This window comes from Microbacterium sp. ZW CA_36 (assembly GCF_044987475.1).
Lineage (GTDB): Bacteria > Actinomycetota > Actinomycetes > Actinomycetales > Microbacteriaceae > Microbacterium.
Window position 1 is genome coordinate 13,558 of sequence record NZ_JBJDRL010000019.1, and the last position, 17,341, is coordinate 30,898.

General features: G+C 69.1%; 17 protein-coding genes. 14 read left to right on the forward strand and 3 right to left on the reverse strand.

Going from position 1 to position 17,341, the window contains the following annotated elements:
• The first annotated feature begins 156 nt into the window (after positions 1 to 156).
• From ACI3KX_RS10210 to ACI3KX_RS10250, 9 genes are all read left to right on the forward strand, one after another.
• A complete protein-coding gene (locus ACI3KX_RS10210) occupies positions 157 to 1,197 on the forward strand; it encodes a LacI family DNA-binding transcriptional regulator (protein WP_404909628.1) in 1,041 nt (346 codons plus the stop codon).
• A 139-nt stretch (positions 1,198 to 1,336) separates the two neighbouring features.
• Entirely contained in the window at positions 1,337 to 2,704 is a 1,368-nt protein-coding gene (locus tag ACI3KX_RS10215) for an ABC transporter substrate-binding protein (RefSeq protein WP_404909629.1), read from the forward strand.
• 64 nt (positions 2,705 to 2,768) lie between these two features.
• Positions 2,769 to 3,803, forward strand: coding sequence for a carbohydrate ABC transporter permease (locus ACI3KX_RS10220; protein ID WP_404909630.1), 1,035 nt, complete (start codon positions 2,769 to 2,771; stop codon positions 3,801 to 3,803).
• Positions 3,800 to 4,690, forward strand: coding sequence for a carbohydrate ABC transporter permease (locus tag ACI3KX_RS10225; RefSeq protein WP_404909631.1), 891 nt, complete (start codon positions 3,800 to 3,802; stop codon positions 4,688 to 4,690). The genes ACI3KX_RS10220 and ACI3KX_RS10225 overlap by 4 nt, the downstream gene beginning before the upstream one ends.
• Positions 4,687 to 5,418 (forward strand): hypothetical protein, encoded by a 732-nt coding sequence (locus ACI3KX_RS10230; protein ID WP_363353846.1) that lies wholly within the window; start codon positions 4,687 to 4,689, stop codon positions 5,416 to 5,418. Before ACI3KX_RS10225 ends, ACI3KX_RS10230 begins: the two co-directional genes overlap by 4 nt.
• Complete coding sequence (locus ACI3KX_RS10235) at positions 5,415 to 7,541, forward strand: glycoside hydrolase family 36 protein (RefSeq protein ID WP_363353844.1); 2,127 nt, start codon at positions 5,415 to 5,417, stop codon at positions 7,539 to 7,541. Before ACI3KX_RS10230 ends, ACI3KX_RS10235 begins: the two co-directional genes overlap by 4 nt.
• A complete protein-coding gene (locus ACI3KX_RS10240; protein WP_404909632.1) occupies positions 7,534 to 8,433 on the forward strand; it encodes a family 43 glycosylhydrolase in 900 nt (299 codons plus the stop codon). The genes ACI3KX_RS10235 and ACI3KX_RS10240 overlap by 8 nt, the downstream gene beginning before the upstream one ends.
• Entirely contained in the window at positions 8,430 to 9,398 is a 969-nt protein-coding gene (locus ACI3KX_RS10245) for a hydroxyacid dehydrogenase (RefSeq protein ID WP_404909633.1), read from the forward strand. Before ACI3KX_RS10240 ends, ACI3KX_RS10245 begins: the two co-directional genes overlap by 4 nt.
• Complete coding sequence (locus ACI3KX_RS10250) at positions 9,395 to 11,011, forward strand: family 43 glycosylhydrolase (protein ID WP_363353838.1); 1,617 nt, start codon at positions 9,395 to 9,397, stop codon at positions 11,009 to 11,011. The genes ACI3KX_RS10245 and ACI3KX_RS10250 overlap by 4 nt, the downstream gene beginning before the upstream one ends.
• Before the next feature lie 9 nt (positions 11,012 to 11,020).
• Here ACI3KX_RS10250 and ACI3KX_RS10255 read toward each other — a convergent pair whose 3' ends face one another.
• Genes ACI3KX_RS10255 through ACI3KX_RS10265 form a run of 3 tightly spaced genes read right to left on the reverse strand, consistent with a single transcriptional unit; the run spans position 11,021 to position 13,211 of the window.
• Positions 11,021 to 12,175, reverse strand: coding sequence for an MFS transporter (locus ACI3KX_RS10255; protein WP_404909634.1), 1,155 nt, complete (start codon positions 12,173 to 12,175; stop codon positions 11,021 to 11,023).
• The gene (locus ACI3KX_RS10260; RefSeq protein WP_404909635.1) at positions 12,175 to 12,864 is read right to left on the reverse strand and encodes an aquaporin; all 690 of its coding nucleotides are present in this window, start codon (positions 12,862 to 12,864) and stop codon (positions 12,175 to 12,177) included. Before ACI3KX_RS10260 ends, ACI3KX_RS10255 begins: the two co-directional genes overlap by 1 nt.
• Positions 12,861 to 13,211 carry a metalloregulator ArsR/SmtB family transcription factor gene (locus ACI3KX_RS10265; protein ID WP_363353832.1) on the reverse strand — a complete coding sequence of 117 codons (351 nt, stop codon included), beginning with the start codon at positions 13,209 to 13,211 and terminating at the stop codon, positions 12,861 to 12,863. Before ACI3KX_RS10265 ends, ACI3KX_RS10260 begins: the two co-directional genes overlap by 4 nt.
• A gap of 86 nt (positions 13,212 to 13,297) precedes the next feature.
• Here ACI3KX_RS10265 and ACI3KX_RS10270 point away from each other — a divergent pair, with 86 nt between their 5' ends.
• From ACI3KX_RS10270 to ACI3KX_RS10290, 5 genes are read left to right on the forward strand one after another with little or no spacing between them, the layout of a single operon-like run.
• On the forward strand, positions 13,298 to 14,611 hold the full coding sequence (locus ACI3KX_RS10270) for an NAD(P)-binding domain-containing protein (protein WP_404909636.1): 1,314 nt from the start codon (positions 13,298 to 13,300) through the stop codon (positions 14,609 to 14,611).
• On the forward strand, positions 14,611 to 15,123 hold the full coding sequence (locus ACI3KX_RS10275) for a GNAT family N-acetyltransferase (RefSeq protein WP_404909666.1): 513 nt from the start codon (positions 14,611 to 14,613) through the stop codon (positions 15,121 to 15,123). Before ACI3KX_RS10270 ends, ACI3KX_RS10275 begins: the two co-directional genes overlap by 1 nt.
• A 35-nt stretch (positions 15,124 to 15,158) precedes the next feature.
• Positions 15,159 to 16,058, forward strand: coding sequence for a metalloregulator ArsR/SmtB family transcription factor (locus ACI3KX_RS10280; protein ID WP_404909637.1), 900 nt, complete (start codon positions 15,159 to 15,161; stop codon positions 16,056 to 16,058).
• A 46-nt stretch (positions 16,059 to 16,104) separates the two neighbouring features.
• Positions 16,105 to 16,521, forward strand: coding sequence for an arsenate reductase ArsC (locus ACI3KX_RS10285; RefSeq protein ID WP_349428318.1), 417 nt, complete (start codon positions 16,105 to 16,107; stop codon positions 16,519 to 16,521).
• Positions 16,518 to 17,162, forward strand: coding sequence for an arsenate reductase ArsC (locus ACI3KX_RS10290; protein ID WP_349428317.1), 645 nt, complete (start codon positions 16,518 to 16,520; stop codon positions 17,160 to 17,162). The genes ACI3KX_RS10285 and ACI3KX_RS10290 overlap by 4 nt, the downstream gene beginning before the upstream one ends.
• Positions 17,163 to 17,341: the final 179 nt, after the last annotated feature.

Genomic DNA, 17,341 nt, shown 5'->3' on the forward strand with positions numbered 1-17,341 from the left:
CCCGGTGCGGAATGCACCGGGGCCGGATGCGCGTGTGCGCGCGGCGGGCAGCGTGCGCCGCGCGGGCAGCTCACCTGACGGCTCTCCGATCGTCGGTCGAGGCCGGTGTCCAGAAACCTGGATAGCGTTACCTCATCAACCGGATCGGGGAGAAGCATGTCGAAAACCGATAAACCTGCCACGCTCGCCGACGTCGCGCGGCTGGCGGGAGTCTCGGTCCCGGCAGCCTCGCGCGCGCTCAACGGAGGTGTTCGAGGCCGGCAGAGCGGCTCGGCGGAGCTGCGGAGCCGTGTCGAGGAAGCCGCGCGCACGCTCGGATACTCCGTCAGCCCCGCCGCCCAGACCATGAAGGGCGGTCGCTCGCGGACGGTGGCCTTCATCGTCGGCGACATCGACGATTTCGGATCGGCGACGATGATCTCCGGCATGATGCACGCCGCCGAGGAGCGGGGCATCTCGGTCGCCGTGCGCACCACCCGCGATGAGCCCGCACGCGAACTCGAGATCCTGACGCAGCTCCGCGGCGAGCGTCATCTCGCCGTGGTGATGGCGACCAGCCGGACGACCGACTCCGCGCGGGAGGCATCGGTCAAGGAGCAGCTGATGGTGCTGCGCGATCACGGCGCGAGGATCGTCGTCATCGGTGACAACGACCTGGGCTTTCCCACCGTCACGGTGGACAACCGTCGCGCGGCCGGCCTGCTCGCCGAGGGGCTCGCGCGCGCCGGTCAGCGACGCTTCGCGATCGTGTCGGGGCCGGACGGCGAGATCACCGCTCTGGAGCGTGTCGGCGGCTTCGTCGAGGGCCTCGCAGCGCAGGGCATCGTGATCGACGAGCGGGACATCGTCCACACCGAGTTCTCGCGCGACGGCGGTTACCGCGCCGCGGATCTGCTGCGCGACCGCATCGGCGACCTGGACGTCATCGCCGCGATGAGCGATGCGATGGCCGTCGGTGTCATCGCCCGGCTCCGCGAGCTGGCGCCGCATTCCCTCGCCGGCATCGAAGTCACCGGTTTCGACCACGTGCCCATGCTGGGCGACGTCCTTCCCGAGTTCAGCACGGTCGAGGTGCCGCTGGAAGAGTTCGGCGGCGCAGCCCTCGGCCTGGTGCTGGACGAGCACGCGCCCGGGGTGGAGGAGATCGCCCTCACGGCGACGCCGATCCTGCACGGGACCCCGCTCATCAGGGCCTGACCGGGTCGGGCATTCGCGCCGCCGTGGACCGCTCGGCGCAGAGGCGGAAAGCGCTTTCGACAAGTAGTGGCAAACGTTGTCCACTTTGGGGTACTCTCTCCGAGACGGAAACGTTCCAGCACGAATCAAGGGAGATCACATGCACAACGCAACGACGCGGGCGGGAGTGCGTGCCCGCATGGGCCGCCGTTCGCCGTGGATCGCCGGCGCAGCCGGCATCGCTGTGGCCGCATTGGCGCTGACGGGCTGCAGCAGCTCGGGCGACGAGGACGGCGGCTCAGCCGCCGAGAAGACGACCATCCGCTTCCTCTACGCCACGGGCGATGAGACCTGGAACGCGGTGGTCGACGCCGTCGTCGAGTCCTTCAACGAGCAGAGCGACACGACGACCGTGCAGCTCGACCCGCTTCCGGCCGGCAGCGACTACGCCACGGCGCTCAAGACGATGGACGCGACCGGCAACTGGCCCGCGGTCGTCGACATGCGCGACACGCTGACCTATGTGGATGCCGGAAAGCTCGCTCCGATTCCGGAGTCCGTGACCGAGCTCATCGAGCCCGAGGCGGTCGGGACCGCATCCGACGGAAACGTCTACACCGTGCCGTACAGCGCCCTGAACGGCGAGATCGGCCTCAACATCGTCTACAACAAGGACTACTTCGAGGAGAACGACCTCGACGTCCCCGAGACGTACGACGACTTCCTGGATCTGATGGCCGACATCGCCGCGAACGGAGACGCTCCGCTGGCCACCGCCGCGGCCGAGGTGTGGCCGAGCGATCAGCTCTGGAAGCAGCTCGCCGCGCCGTACTTCGCCGAATGGGGCGACCAGGGCGGGTTCTGGACGGCTGCCGAGAACGGCGACGCGACGATCGACGACCTTCGCGAGCCGCTCCAGGAGCTCCTCGACATCACGAACGAGTACGTGCTCGACGGCTGGCAGTCGACCGCCGACGCGCAGACGACCACCCTCCTCGTGAACGACATGGCGGTGATGGCCACGTCCTCCGCCGGCATCGGGCGTCTGAACGACATCAACAAGGTCGATGCCGACTTCAACGCCGGGCTGTTCATCGTCCCGGCCGAGGACGGCTCGATCAACGTGCTCAAGAACGCCGTGAACGGCGACACCGCCGGCGGCCTCGCGATCTCGGCGCAGGCGGCCGAAGACGATGCCGAGTACGCGTCGGCGACGGAGTTCCTCGAGTTCTTCTACCAGGTCGACACGGCGAACCTCATGGAGGAGAACGGCTGGCTCGCACCCAACATCGTCGCGGCAGACGAGGTGGAGCGGAACACCTCGATCCCTGGTGCGGCCGACTACTTCGCGCTGCTCGAGAATCCGAACCTCGTCTGGTACGAGAACGTCTCGGCGCTGTCGACCTTCAGCGCGTTCAACACGTTCTTCCGTCAGGCGCGCATCGAGATGCAGGACGGCCAGTCCTCGATCGACGACACGATCGCCAAGGTCCAGGCCGAATTCGACAAGACGGTCGCCGCGGGCTGACCCACACGTGACGCGGTGCCCGGCGACGCCCGGGCACCGCGATCCGGGAGCCGAGGAGGCCTCCATGACTGATCAGAGTGCACTGCAAGGGCAGACCCAGGTGGTCGGCACCGCGGTCCGCCTCACCGGAGAAGGCCCGCTCGACGGTGCGCCCGGTGGCGCCGCCGACGACGTCCCCTTCGTTCCCCGGGGTCCCGACACCGAGAAGCGGCGCACGCGGCGCTTCCGCTCGGTGCGCTGGGCCATGCTCGGCTTCATCGCACCCGCGCTCGTCATCTACCTGCTGATGGTCATCATCCCGTCGCTGCAGTCGCTGCAGCTCAGCTTCACCGACTGGGACGGCATCAGCCCCGACTACGCCTACGTCGGAACGCGCAACTACGAAGAGATCCTGGCGAGCGGCCGCTTCTGGAACGCGGTCAAGAACACCCTCATCCTGGGGCTCGGCTCGGCCGTGATCATCAATGCGATCTCGCTCGGCGTCGCTCTCATGCTCGACAAGGTCGGGCGCTGGCAAGGCCTGTTCCGTACGGCCGTCTATCTTCCCTCGCTCGTGAGCGCCTTCATCCTCGCGACGATCTGGAAGTACCTGCTCAACTACAACTTCGGTGCCGTCAACATGTTCCTGCGCGACATCGGTCTGCCGGACTGGGCGCGCGACTGGCTGGGCGACAGCACGATCGTGGTGGGGGTCATCCTCTTCATCACGTGCTTCACCCTCGGCGGCAACACGACGCTCATCTACCTCGCCAACCTGCAGTCGGTGCCGCAGGACCTCATCGAGGCGGCTCGCATCGACGGCGCCAACAGCCGCCAGGTGTTCCGCCACGTGACCTGGCCGATGCTGGCCGGGGCGGTGACGGTCAACATGACGCTGGCCATGATCGCCGGATGGACCATCTTCGATCAGGTCATGGTGCTCACCTCCGGCGGTCCGGGGTTCGTGAGCGAGACCATGGCGTTCTTCATCTACAAGGTCGGGTTCGGCGAGTACCGGGCGGGATTCGGCAGCGCCGCCGCCATCGTGCTGTTCCTGGTGGTCATCGTCAGCACCGTCGCGGCCAACGCCTACATGCGCAAGAGGGAGATCCAGGCATGAGCACCGAAACCGAGCTGCTCGTCACCTCGCCGCAGAGGCCGGTGCGCCGCCGGCCGAAGCGCAAGAAGCTGACCGTCGGCCAGATCGTCGTCATGGTCGTGCTCGCGGTGCTGGTGCTGATCGTCGCGAGTCCGGTGATCTACGCGCTGCTGAACTCATTCCGGTCTTACGCCGAGATCACGATGGATCCGATGGGTCTTCCCACGCAGTTCACGCTGGACAACTACATCCAGCTGTTCCAGCAGACCGATTACGGCGAGGCGCTGGTCAACACCCTCATCATCACCGTCGCGACCGTGGTGCTGCTCATCGCGATCGTGCCCATGGCCGCGTACGGCATCGAACGTGTCGGGGGCCGCACCTCGCGCCTCGTGTACATCCTGTTCATCGCCGGCCTCATGATCCCGTTCCAGGTGCGGATGATCCCGCTCGTCAAGGGATTCGACGACGTCGGCCTCTACAGCACCCTGACCAGCGTCGTCCTGGTGCATCTCGGAGGAGCGGCGAGCTTCGGCATCCTGCTGTACTGCAGCTTCATCAAGGGCATCCCGATCGAAGTGGAGGAAGCCGCGAACATGGACGGCGCCGGGCGCCTGCGGACCTTCTGGTCGATCGTGTTCCCGATGCTGCTGCCGGTGACCTCGGCGTTCGTCATCATCCAGGCGCTCGGGCTGTGGAACGACTTCTTCATCCCGCTGGTCTTCCTCGATTCCTCGTCGGCCGGCACGATCAACGTCGCGATCAACCGTATGGTGGGCCTGCTCACGTCCCAGTGGCAGCTCATCTACACCGGAGCGATCCTCGCGATCATCCCGTCGGTGGCGATCTTCGCGGCCTTCCAGCGCTACTTCATCAAGGGCATGTCCGTCGGGGCGGTGAAGGGATGACCGCGCAGACCCCGCCGAAGCCGGTCAGCGCCCTCGGTCGCCTTCGCGGGCTCGCCGCCCTGGAGGGCCCGCTGGCCACGGCGGTGCTGACCGTCTTCCAGTACTTCCTGGTGTCCGTCTCGTTCTGGGGATGCCTCGTCCCCACGTTCGCCTTCCTGGCGCTGGTGGGCTGGCAGCCGACGCACGTGGCGCTGTGGCTGGGTGCCCTGTCGCTGCTCCCGGTCGTTCCGGCGGTGTACGCGCTGATACGGAGCTCGCGGCGGCTGCTCGCCGAGCGAGCGGAGGCGCGCGCCGGGCGTCTCTTCTGGGCGTCGTTCGTCCGAGCCTGCCGCACGCTCGCGTGGGCCGCGCTCGCCGTCGTCGTCGTCACGTTGCTGCTCGCGTACGACGTCGCGCTTTTCGGACCCTCCGACGCCATGCTGCTGTTCGCAGTCGGTGCCGCCGCCCTCGTCTTGGTTCTCATGGTCGGTATCTGCACGGTCGCCGCATCGCGGTCCGAGCACCCGCCGCTCGATGTAGCGACGGCCGCCGTCAAGGCGATCGCACGTCGACCCCATGTGGCACTGAGCTGGCTGCTCCTGGTCGGGCTCGGCATGGGGGCGATGACGCTGCCGGTCGTCGGCTCAGCGCTGGCGATGTTCCTTCCCGCCCTGCTGGGGGTCGGCATCCACATCTGCAACGACGCCCTGCGCCTTCCGCTGAACGACGAGACGAGAAAGACTCCGTGACCGACACCGCCCCGCAGCCCATCGCCCTCGATGCCCTTCTGGAGGAAGACCACGGCGCAGCTCTCACCACCTTCCGTGCCCGGGTCGGCGCGTTCGAACTCCACTGGTCGGTCGACGCTCCGCTGTCGGTGGTGATGACCTCGTCCACACACGTGGGCCGCGCTGGCGTCGGACTGATCGAGGTGCACACATCCGCAGAGCAGCGCGGCCGCACGAGCCAGGCGTACTGGCGATCGGCGGTCGGCGAGCGGTTGCGCGTGCAGGGCTCGCACGTCACGTCCGACGGGGATGCCGCGCGGGCGGTCATCGTGCAGACCGATGCGGTGAGCGCGCTCGAAGTGCGTTCGACCATCACGGCTCCGCAGGGAACGACGGCCCTGCGGATCGAGAGCGAGGTGCGCAACGCGGGACGCGAACCGATCGTGCTGACGGCGATCTCGTCGGGCACGATCGGCATCGGCCGATCCGGAACCGACCTCGACGGCGTCACCTGGGGGAGCGCGGCGAGCGAATGGCTCGCGGAAGACCGATGGCGCGAGACGCCCGTGCGGGAGCTGCTGCCCGACATCTCGCTGCCGCTGCACGGACAGGACGGGCGCGGGCACGCCGGCGTCACGAGCCACGGGGCGTGGTCGAGCGGCGAGCACCTGCCGTGCGGATATCTCGTGCGCGGTGACGGTGAGGCGCTCGCCTGGCAGATCGAGACCAGCGCAGGCTGGCACGCCGATCTGTCGCAGACCCGCAACGGCGGCGTGCTGTCGCTGCTGGGTCCGACCGACCTGGAGCACCAGTTCGCCCACGAACTGCTCCCGGGAGAGAGCTTCACTGCCGTGCCCGTCGCCGTGGCCGTCTCCGCCGACGCCCGCGACGGCGTGATCGCCGAACTGACGCGCTACCGCCGCTGGCTCCGCCGTGATGCCGCGGGTGAGGCGCTGCCGGTCGTGTACAACGACTTCATGAACACGCTCATGGGCCAGCCGACGACCGAGGAGCTGCTGCCGCTGATCCGGGGCGCCGCCGCGGCAGGCGCGGAGGTGTTCTGCATCGATGCGGGCTGGTTCGCCGATCCCGCGATCGGCGACTGGTGGTCCACCGTCGGCGAGTGGCGTGAAGCGACCACCCGCTTCGGCGACGGAGGCCTGCGCCGGGTCATCGACGAGATCCACCGGCAGGGGATGTCGTCCGGACTCTGGCTCGAGCCGGAGGTCGTCGGCGTCGACAGTCCGGCAGCCGCTCGGCTTCCCGACGAGGCCTTCTTCCAGCGGTTCGGCCGGCGGGTGCAGGAGGACCGCCGCTATCACCTCGACTTCCGGCATCCTGCCGCCCGTGGCCACCTCGATGCGACGGTCGACCACTTGGTCGAGGAATACGGCATCCGCTATCTGAAACTCGACTACAACATCAACCCGGGCGCCGGCACCGAGCGCAACGCGACCACCGCGGGCGACGGCCTGCTCGCTCACACCCGCGCCTTCCGGGAATGGCTTGTCCGCGTGCAGCAGCGGCATCCGTCGCTGCGCATCGAGAACTGCAGCTCCGGCGCCATGCGTGCCGACTACGCACTGCTCGCGGTCACGCACCTGCAGTCGACGAGCGACCAGCAGGACTTCCGCCTGTACCCGCCGATCGCGGCGTCGGCGCCGGCATCCATCCTTCCCGAGCAGTGCGGCAACTGGGCGTACCCGTCGTCCGAGATGAGCGACGACGAGACGGCGTTCACGCTCGTGACCGGTCTGAGCGGCCGGCTCTACCTGTCGGGATTCCTCGAAGAGCTGCGTCCCGAGCAGCGCGATCGAGTCGCCGAGGCCGTGGCGCTGCACAAGGCGATTCGTGCAGACCTCGCCGGGGCGACGCCGTTCTGGCCGCTGGGTCTTCCCGCCTGGGACGCGCCGACCGTGTGTCTCGGGCTGCGCACAGGCTCGCGCGACCTCCTGTTCGTCTGGGACCGGGATGCCGCGCCTGCGGCGTTCACACTGCCCGATGTGTCGGGCGACGTCGACGTGCTGTTCCCCGTTGCGTCGGCCGACGGCTCCGCGTGGCGCCTCGCGACCACGTCGGAGGGCCTGTCCGTGGCCACACCCGCGGGCTGGGGAGCGCGCGTGCTCGAGGTGCGTCGTGGCTGAGCCCGGCTTCATCCTGCCCGGCCGGGTCTTCGTCGACGACCGCGGCAGGACGGCGCAGCTGCACGGCATCGGGTTGCAGCGCATCGGCGACCGCTGGTTCGCGTGGGGCGAGGACAAGACGGCGGGCGACCGGTTCACTGCGATCGCCTGCTACTCGTCGATCGACCTCGCCCGCTGGCGTTTCGAGGGCGACGCACTGATCGCCGCCGAGGGCGACATCGCCCCGCACCGGATCATCGAGCGCCCGAAGGCGCTGCGGAGACCCGATGGCAGGTGGGTCATGTTCCTGCACGTCGACAGCGGCGACTACGCCTTTGCGCGCGTCGGCTACGCGATGGCCGATCGACCCGAAGGCCCCTACGAGTACGTGCGCAGTGAGCGCCCGCTCGGCAACCTGAGCCGCGACATCGGCGTGTTCCAGGAGGACGGCGTCGGATACCTGCTGTCGGAGGACCGTGACAATGGGCTCCACATCTATCGCCTGCGTGACGACTATCTCGGAGTCGATTCGATCGTGACGACCCTGCGGCAGCAGGCGAAGCCCGACATCGGCTACGAGTCACCCACTGTGGTGCGCCATGAAGGGCGCTACCACCTCTTCGGCTCGGACCTCACCGGCTGGAGCATGAACGACAACATGTGCACCAGCGCGGACTCGCTCGCGGGCCCGTGGGCGGACTGGCAGCCGATCGCTCCGCCCGGCGCGCACACGTTCGAATCGCAGGTGAGCGTCGTCGCGCCCGTCGGCGACGGCTTCGTGTACATCGGAGACCGCTGGACCCCCGACGACCTGGCCGAATCGCCCGCGGTCTGGCTGCCGTTGCGGTTCGACGACGGGCATCCGTACCTGCAGTGGCGCGAGGCCTGGAGCATCGAGGAGCTGAACGCATGAGAGCAGCGCTGCTGATGAGCCCCGCGCTCGTCCCCTTCGTGTTCGGCGACGCCGAGAGGTCACGGCTCGAGGAGCTCGTCGAGATCGACACGACCCGGTCGGTGACCTCGATCGCCGATGTTGCCTCGCGCTCAGAGGTGGAGCTGCTGATCACCGGCTGGGGTGTGACCTCGATCGGTCCCGAGGGCCTCGACGGGTTCCCGTCGCTGCGTGCGATCGTGCATTGGGGCGGCGGCGTCGGCTTCCTCGATGAAGAGGCCACCGCACGCGGCATCCTGGTGTCGTCGGCGCGAGCCGCCAACGCGATCCCGGTCGCCGAGTTCACCGTCGCGATGATCACGCTCGCCGCGAAGGACGCCTTCTGGGCGTCACGCAGGTACTGCGCCGAGCAGCGGTTCATCGATCGGGAGGCCGAGTTCCCCCGCACAGGGCTTTACCGATCGACCATCGGCATCGTCGGCGCCTCCACGATCGGCTCGCTGGTCATCGACAGACTCGCCGAGGCTGATGTCGACGTACTGCTCTTCGACCCCTACGCGAGCGTCGAGACCGCCGACCGTATCGGCGCCGAGCTCGTCGCCGATCTGCGTGAGCTGGCGGCGCGGAGCGACATCCTGTCGATCCATGCTCCCGAGACGCCGGCGACGATCGGGATGGTCTCGGCCGACGTGCTCGCGGCGCTTCCGGACGGGGCGACGGTCATCAACACCGCACGGGGTGCTCTCATCGATCAGGAGGCCCTGGTCGGGCAGCTGCAGCGCGGTCGGCTGCGCGCGATCCTCGATGTCACCGATCCCGACGTCCTCGAGCCGGGGCATCCGCTGTACACCCTGCCCAACGTCTTCCTCACACCTCACCTCGCCGGGTCGATGGGCAGCGAGCTGCGCCGGCTCGGCGAGGCTGCTCTCGCAGAGGTCGAGCGGTTCACGGCCGGCCGGCCCTTCGCCCACCCCATGCAGCCGTGAGCGGGGCCGGTCTGCCGGGGGCCGATGTGCCGGCTCTCCGGAATCCCATCCTCCGCGGCTTCAACCCGGACCCGTCGATCCTGCGCGTCGGACCGGACTACTACATCGCTACGAGCACGTTCGAGTACCACCCGGCTGTTCGCCTGCATCACTCGACCGACCTCGCGCACTGGTCGGCCATCGGCCACGCGCTCGAGGACGGGTTCGACCTGCGCGGCATCCCGGACTCGGGAGGCGTGTGGGCACCCAGCCTGTCGTATGCGGACGGCCTGTTCTGGCTGGCGTACTCCGTCGTGCGCACCATGGACGGCGACGACAAGGACATCGACAACTACCTCGTCACGGCGAGCTCGGTGGCGGGGCCGTGGAGCGAGCCGGTGCACCTGGGCTCCCGTGGCTTCGATTTCTCGTTCTTCCACGACCCCGATGGAACGCACTGGATCGTCGGGGTGCAGTGGGACCACAGGCCGGAGCATCCGTCGTTCTCGGGCCTCGTGCTCGAGCAGTACCTGCCCGACGAGCAGCGCACGGCCGGAGAGACGACTCTGCTCTACCGCGAGGAGGGCCTGGTCGAAGGCCCCAACCTGTACCGGATCGGCGACTGGTACTACCTCCTGATCGCCGCCGGGGGCACCGGTTGGAACCACGGCATCACGCTCGCCAGATCGCGCGCCCTGCTCGGACCATATGACCGTGATCCGCGCGAGGCGGTGCTCACCACCCGCGACGCCCCAGGGCATGCGCTGCAGAAGGCGGGGCACGGCGAGCTCGTCCAGACCCCGGCGGGGGACTGGGTCCTCGTGCATCTCGCCAGCCGCCCCATCCTCCATCTCGGCGAGCGGTACAGCACGCTGGGACGGGAGACGTGCCTCCAGCGCGTCGAGTTCGACGACGCGGGCTGGCTTCGACTGGTCGGCGGCGGGCATCACGCCGACGTCGCGGTCGGGTGGGAGGGCGCCGAGGCCGGGAACGACTCCGCCCCTGCGCCTCGGGAATGGGTGGACGATTTCGACGGACCCGTGCTCGACTCCGTCCGCTGGTCGACGCTGCGCGCGCCCCTGCCGCCGGCGGTCGCCGATCTCTCGGCGCGGCCGGGGTGGCTGGCATTGCGCGGCGGTCATTCGCCGGCCTCCGTCTTCGACCAGTCGATGATCCTCACGCGCGTAGAGGAGCACGAGGCCGAGATGGAGATCCTGATGGACGCCGACCCGCGGAGCCCTCGCGAGGCGGCAGGGGTCATCGCCTGGTACGACCGGGCCGGATGGATCTGGCTGCAGCTCACGTACGACGCCGAGAACGCACGGCATCTCCGTGTGGTGCAGCGCGACGGCGTGAGCATTCGTTCGGCTCCTATCGTCGTCCCGGACGGGCCGCTGCGCCTGCGCGTCTCGCTCGCCGGCCCGAGGCTCACCTTCGCGTGGGCCGAGCAGACGGGGGAGTGGCATGCGGTGCCAGGGGACTTCCCGGCCTGGAAGCTGTCGGACGATCACGGCCCGCGACTGCGCTTCACCGGGCTCTTCCTCGGCGTGCGCACCGACGATCTCGATGGCCGGGGCTGGCGGGCCGACATCGGCCACGCCCGTGTGCGCTTCGCCGAGGCGGATCACCGCTGACCTGCGGCGTTACCGCCGGATGGCGAGCGCTCCGCCCACGGCGCAGACGGCCGCCATCGCGAACGTCATGGTCGCGTACGAACCCAGCGCCGTCGCCAGCAGTGCGGCCGCTGCCGGCGCCAGCGCCGTGAGCGCCGTCACGGGTGCGGCGAGCACGCCGTTGATCCTGCCGTACGACGCCGGTCCCCAGCGATCGGCGACAGCGGACGCCTGGACGAGGGTGAGCGCACCGCGGATCGCTCCCGCGATGAGGGCGGTTGTGAGGATCGCGACGGGGCCCTCCACCATGCCGTAGGCCACGAGTGCTCCCGCGCCGAGCACGCCGACGCTGGTCGCCGCCATCCACGCCGGGGCGGTGTGGGGGATGGCGAGATAGAGCAGCCGGCCGAGCACCTGTCCTGCTCCGATGAGCCCGAGCACCCAGGCGGCTGTCTGCAGATCCATCCCCTTCTCGACGTTGGCGGGGACGGCCGACAAGGTGACCGCGTACAGCGAGAACGACATGAGAGCGAACGAGCCGGCGACCATCCAGAAGCGCATCGAGCGCAGAACGCGTCGAGCGGCGCCGTTCCCGGCCGGCCCCTCCTCGACGTGCTCCCAGCGACTCTCCACGGTGAGGGCGTAGGTGGGAAGCGCGACCGCCGCGAGGATCACCGCCAGCACGATGAACGACATCCTCCACCCCACCTGGAGGACGAGCCAGCCTGTGAGCGGTGCGAAGATCGTCGACGCGAGCCCGCCGGCGAGGGTGACCACCGTCAGCGGGCCGCGACGCGCCGCGCGGTAGCGGTGCGTGATCACGGTGAATGCCGCCTGATACAGCACCCCGGACTGCGCCGCCCCGCAGACGATCCACGCGGCGGTGAAGACCCAGATGGTCGGAGAGGCGGCCGCGACGAGCAGGGCGAGGGTTCCGACGACGGTGGCGGTCACCATGACACGCCGCGGATGCCGGTCGAGCCGGTGCCCGACGGGGATGGCGCACGCGGCCGAGGTTAAGAGGCCGGCGGTGATGGCGAGGAACACCGCCTCGTCGCCCCACCCCGTGTCATCGGCGATCGCGGGCGCCGCCACCAGGACGGCGTAGTAGAGCACTCCCCACGCGACGATCTGCGTGAAGGCGAGCGCCGCCAGTCCCGTGGGGGATCGGGGGTGCGTGGGCATCAGCCGTGCGCGACGACCGGCTCGGGAACCGCCACCGGGAAGAGCGCGCGGACGAGACCCCATCCCACGGCCGCACCGACGAGCTGTGCGGCGATGAACGGCAGTGCGGACACCGGTGCGATGCCCGCGAACGTGTCGGTGAACATGCGGCCGATGGTGATGGCGGGGTTCGCGAAGCTCGTGGATGACGTGAAGAAGTAGGCCGCACCGATGTAGGCGCCGACAGCGGGTGCCGCAAGGTGGCCGCGGCCGGTGCGGACCAGGGCGAAGATCACGAGGATCAGACCCGCCGTCGCAACCGCCTCGGCAAGGAAGAGGTTCCATCCGGAACGGTCCGTGGTGCTCCAGCTGACCGCGGGCTCCGCGAACATCAGGTTCGCGAGCACGGCGCCGGCGATGCATCCGAGTACCTGGCTGGGTAGATACCTCGCCGCCGTCGACCAGCTGCGGCGATGCAGGAGGATGTCGACGACCGTCACGACGGGATTGAAGTGGGCGCCCGAGACGGAGCCGAACACCAGGATCAGCACCGCGAGCCCGAGGGCGGTCGCGAACGCGTTCTCGAAGAGCTGCAGTCCGACGTCGCCGGGCGACAGCCGCTGTGCGGCGATGCCCGACCCCACGACGACGGCGGCGAGCCCCGCGCTGCCGAGGAACTCGCCCACGGTGGCGCGCGCGGCGCGGCTCACGAGGCGACGAGGAGCTGGGAGATACGGTCGAGGGCGCCCGGAACGAGCTTGAAGTACGCCCAGGTGCCGCGCTTGCTGCGTGTCAGGAAGCCGGCGGTGGTGAGGATCTTCAGGTGGTGCGACACCGTCGGCTGGGAAAGGCCGACCGGCTCGATCAGGTCGCAGACGCAGGCTTCCGAGTCTTCGGATGCGGCCACGATCGACAGGAGGCGCAGGCGTGCGGGGTCAGCCAGTGCTTTCATGGTCGTTGCCAGTTGCTCGGCTTCCGCCGCGGTCAGTGGTTCGCGCACCAGGGGCGCGCAGCAGGCGGCGGCGGTGACGTCGGTCACCTCGAGCACGGTGGTCATATATCGAGGGTAGTCGATATTGACAGATGTCGATAGATGGGCTCACAATCAGTATCGACGCTCATCGATATCCGTTGGAGGATGCTGTGACTCTGCTTGACCTGACACCTCGCGCGGCCGAAGCCGATCGGCTCTCGACGCTCCCTGTCGCCATCATCGGCGCCGGCCCGATCGGGCTGGCAGCCGCCGCGAACCTCGTCGAACGCGGTATCGACTTCATCGTCTTCGAAGCGGGAGCGGAGGTCGCGGCCAGCGTACGCTCGTGGGGCCACACGCGTCTCTTCTCACCGTGGAAGCACCTCGTCGACCCGGCATCCCGTCGCCTGCTGGAGGAGCGCGGGTGGGAGCTGCCCGATCCCGAGCGCGCCCCGAATGGCGCGGAACTGGTGGAGAAGTACGCGGCGCCCCTGGCGGAGGTCGATGAGATCGCCTCGCGCGTGCGCCTCGGCGTCGAAGTGATCGGCGTCACGCGCGAGGGCATGGATCGCACGCGCACCCGGTCGCGCGCCGCCACCCCGTTCGCCGTGCGCATCCGCACCGCGTACGGCGAGGTCGAAGACGTTCCGGCCCGCGCCGTCATCGATGCCTCCGGCACCTATCTCTCACCCAACCCGCTGTCGTCGAGCGGGCTGGAGCTGCTCGGCATGGCCGAGATCGCCGATGCGGTGACGCCGGCGCTCCCCGATGTGCTCGGGCGCGACCGCGCGACGTTCGCCGGCCGCCACACGACGGTCGTCGGCGCCGGCCACTCCGCCGCGAACACCCTCCTCGCGCTCGCCGAACTCGCGCGGCAGGAGCCGGGCACGACCATCACGTGGCTGATCCGCAACGCCCAAGCCGTCCGCGTGTCCTCTTCTGCCGATGACGAGCTCGCCGACCGCGCCCGGCTGGGCAGCAGAGTCGACCGGGCGGTCGCCGACGGCCGGATCGCGGTGCTCGACGGCTTCGAGATCATCCGCGGCCGCCGCAGAGCGGCCGGCGTCGAGCTGGTAGGCCATCGTCGTGGCGAGGTTGTCGCCCACGCAACCGACGTGGTGGTCAATGCGACGGGGTTCCGTCCGAACCTCGACATGCTGCGTGAGATCCGCCTCGATCTCGACGAGATCGTCGAGGCGCCCCGGCGACTGGCGCCGCTGATCGATCCGAACGTCCACTCCTGCGGCACCGTCGAGCCGCATGGCTTTCGCGAGCTGACTCACCCCGAGCAGGGATTCTTCGTCGTCGGCATGAAGTCTTACGGCCGTGCGCCGACCTTCCTGCTGGCGACCGGCTACGAGCAGGTGCGCTCGGTGACCGCCTGGCTCGCGGGTGACGCGGCATCCGCCTCGAACGTCGAGCTGGTCCTTCCGGCGACAGGCGTCTGCTCGACCGACGCCGGCAACGGGGGTGGATGCTGCTGATGATCGGCGTGCGCGAGATGGTTCCGGGGGAATGGCCGGCCATCGAGGCGATCTACGAACAGGGGATCGAGGACGGCGAGGCGACGTTCGAGACCGCAACGCCGACGTGGGAGGCGTTCGATGCGGGCAAGCTTCGCGGGTTGCGGTTCGTGGCTGTCGACGCGGACGGCGTCGTCGTGGGCTGGATCGCGGGGTCGGCGGTCTCGTCGCGTCCGGCCTATCGCGGTGTCGTGGAGCACTCCGTCTACATCGACCGCGGCGCGCGCGGCCAGGGCGTCGGCCGCATCCTGCTGGAAGCGTTCATCTCTGCAGCGGAGGCATCGGGGGTGTGGACGATCCAGTCGAGCATCTTCCCCGAGAACGGCGCCAGCCTGCGGCTTCACGAGGTCACCGGCTTCCGGGTCGTCGGACGACGTGAGCGGATCGCACGCTCCGGGGCCGGCCCCCACGCCGGTGCCTGGCGCGACACGCTGCTGATCGAGCGCCGGAGCGCTGTGGTCGAAACTGACTGAATCGTCTGCCACGGGCGGCAGATAGACTGCTGTCTATGGATCAGTCGGGGAGCCTTACGTCGCTGGGCGATCCTACGCGGGCCCGCATCCTTAGGCTGATTCGCGATTCCGCGGACGGGAGAGCTCTGGTGAGTCGTCTCGCGGAGGCGCTGGAGCTGCGGCAGCCGACCATCAGCCACCACATGAAGTCGCTGCACGACGAGGGCATCGTCGTGCGCGAGCCCGACGGGCGTCGCGTCTGGTACTCGATCGCTCCGGAATTCGCGGGCCGCGTCGACGCCCTCCTCGGCGAGGCTGCGCGACCGGCGCCGCACCCCGACCTCGAGCGCATCGCGACGGATCTCACTCTCAGATATCGTGGCGTCTTCGGTCCGGAGACCGTTCGCGCCAAGGTCGTGGAGAGCTACGAACTGCTCGCCGGCCGGTCGCGGTCACCGATGCTGGCGAGTCGCACGGCTGCGTTCGCCGCCGCGCGCCTCGATGCGCTGAAGCGTTCTCAGGGGATCCCCGGTGCCGTTCCCTCCGTCCTGTTCGTTTGCGTGCAGAACGCGGGCCGATCGCAGATCGCGGCCGGGATCCTTCGTCAGCTCGCGGGTGATCGCGTGCTGGTCAGGACTGCAGGATCCGAGCCGGCAGGAGATGTGCGCAACGCCATCGTGGGCACCCTCGACGAGATCGGCGTCCCGCTCGGAGACGAGTTCCCCAAGCCGCTCACCGACGAAGCGGTGCGCGGCGCCGATGTCGTCGTCACAATGGGCTGCGGCGACGCCTGCCCGATCTACCCCGGCCGGCGCTACGTCGACTGGCAGCTGGAGGATCCCGTCGGCAAGTCGCCCGAACAGATCCGCGTCATCAGGGACGACATCGACCGCCGCGTACGCGCGCTTCTCACCGAACTCGTCGCCGAGAGTTCATCTGCGGCCCTCGTCGAATAGATAGACACTGGTCTATGCTTCTTGCGAGAGAGAAAGCGAGAACACCGTGACCGAGAAGCCCACCGTCCTGTTCGTCTGCGTGCACAACGCGGGTCGCTCCCAGATGGCCGCCGGCTACCTCCGTGCCCTCGGCGGCGACGACGTCGAGGTGCTGTCTGCAGGATCAGCGCCCAAGGATGCCATCAACCCGGTCGCCGTCGAGGCGATGGCGGAGGAGGGGATCGACATCGCCGGCAACACCCCCCAGGTGCTCACCGTCGACGCAGTGAGGGAGTCCGATGTCGTGATCACGATGGGCTGCGGTGACGCCTGCCCGATCTTCCCCGGCAAGCGCTACGAGGACTGGGAACTGGACGACCCGGCAGGTCAGGGGATCGAGGCCGTGCGTCCGATCCGCGACGAGATCCGCGGTCGTGTGGAGGCGCTGCTCGCCGAGATCCTGCCAGCGCGCGGTGCCGCATGACCGGCGCACCGGGTCAGAGCGCGCTGCTGTCGCCTGATGCCGTGCTCCACCGCGCGGCCGAGCGTCTGACCCAGCAGTTCACGGGCATGGTCGGCGAGGAGACCGTCGAGCGCGTCGTCTTCGAGTCGTACACCGCTCTGGCGCGCACCGCGGCCGTCAGGACCCACCTGCCGAGCCTCGCAGAGAAGTTCGCACGCGATCGGTTGACCGCACTCGCCCAGTCCAAGGGGCTCATCGCGAAGCCGGTCCCCGAAGTGCTGTTCGTCTGCGTGCAGAACTCGGGCCGGTCGCAGATGGCCGCCGCGCTGACCCGTCATCTCGCCGGAGATCGGGTCCACGTCAGATCGGCGGGGTCGCAGCCGGGGGAGCGCATCCTGCCCGAGGTGGCACTCGCGCTCGCCGAGGTGGATCTCGACGTCACCGACGAGTTCCCGAAGCCACTGACGGATGATGTGGTGCGGGCGGCTGACGCGGTGATCACGATGGGCTGCGGAGACGCGTGTCCGCTCTACCCGGGCAAGCGGTACCTGGACTGGCAGCTGGAGGACCCCGCCGGCCTCGATCTGCAGGGGGTGCGGCGCGTACGCGACGAGATCCGAGATCGCGTCGAGCGCCTCCTCGCCGAGCTCCTCCCGGACTGATTCGCAGGAGGAAGGCTCGACGGCCACGGCCGACGCTGGTCGCGTCCCGCCGTCCGACGGAACACCAGCCCCTGACCGTCACCGCTCCAGCGAGCATCCTTGAGGAGGGCGACCAAGCGCACCGCGCACCGAGGGACCTTCGGCCCGACCCGACCGCGGATTCCCGTGTGCAATGGGCG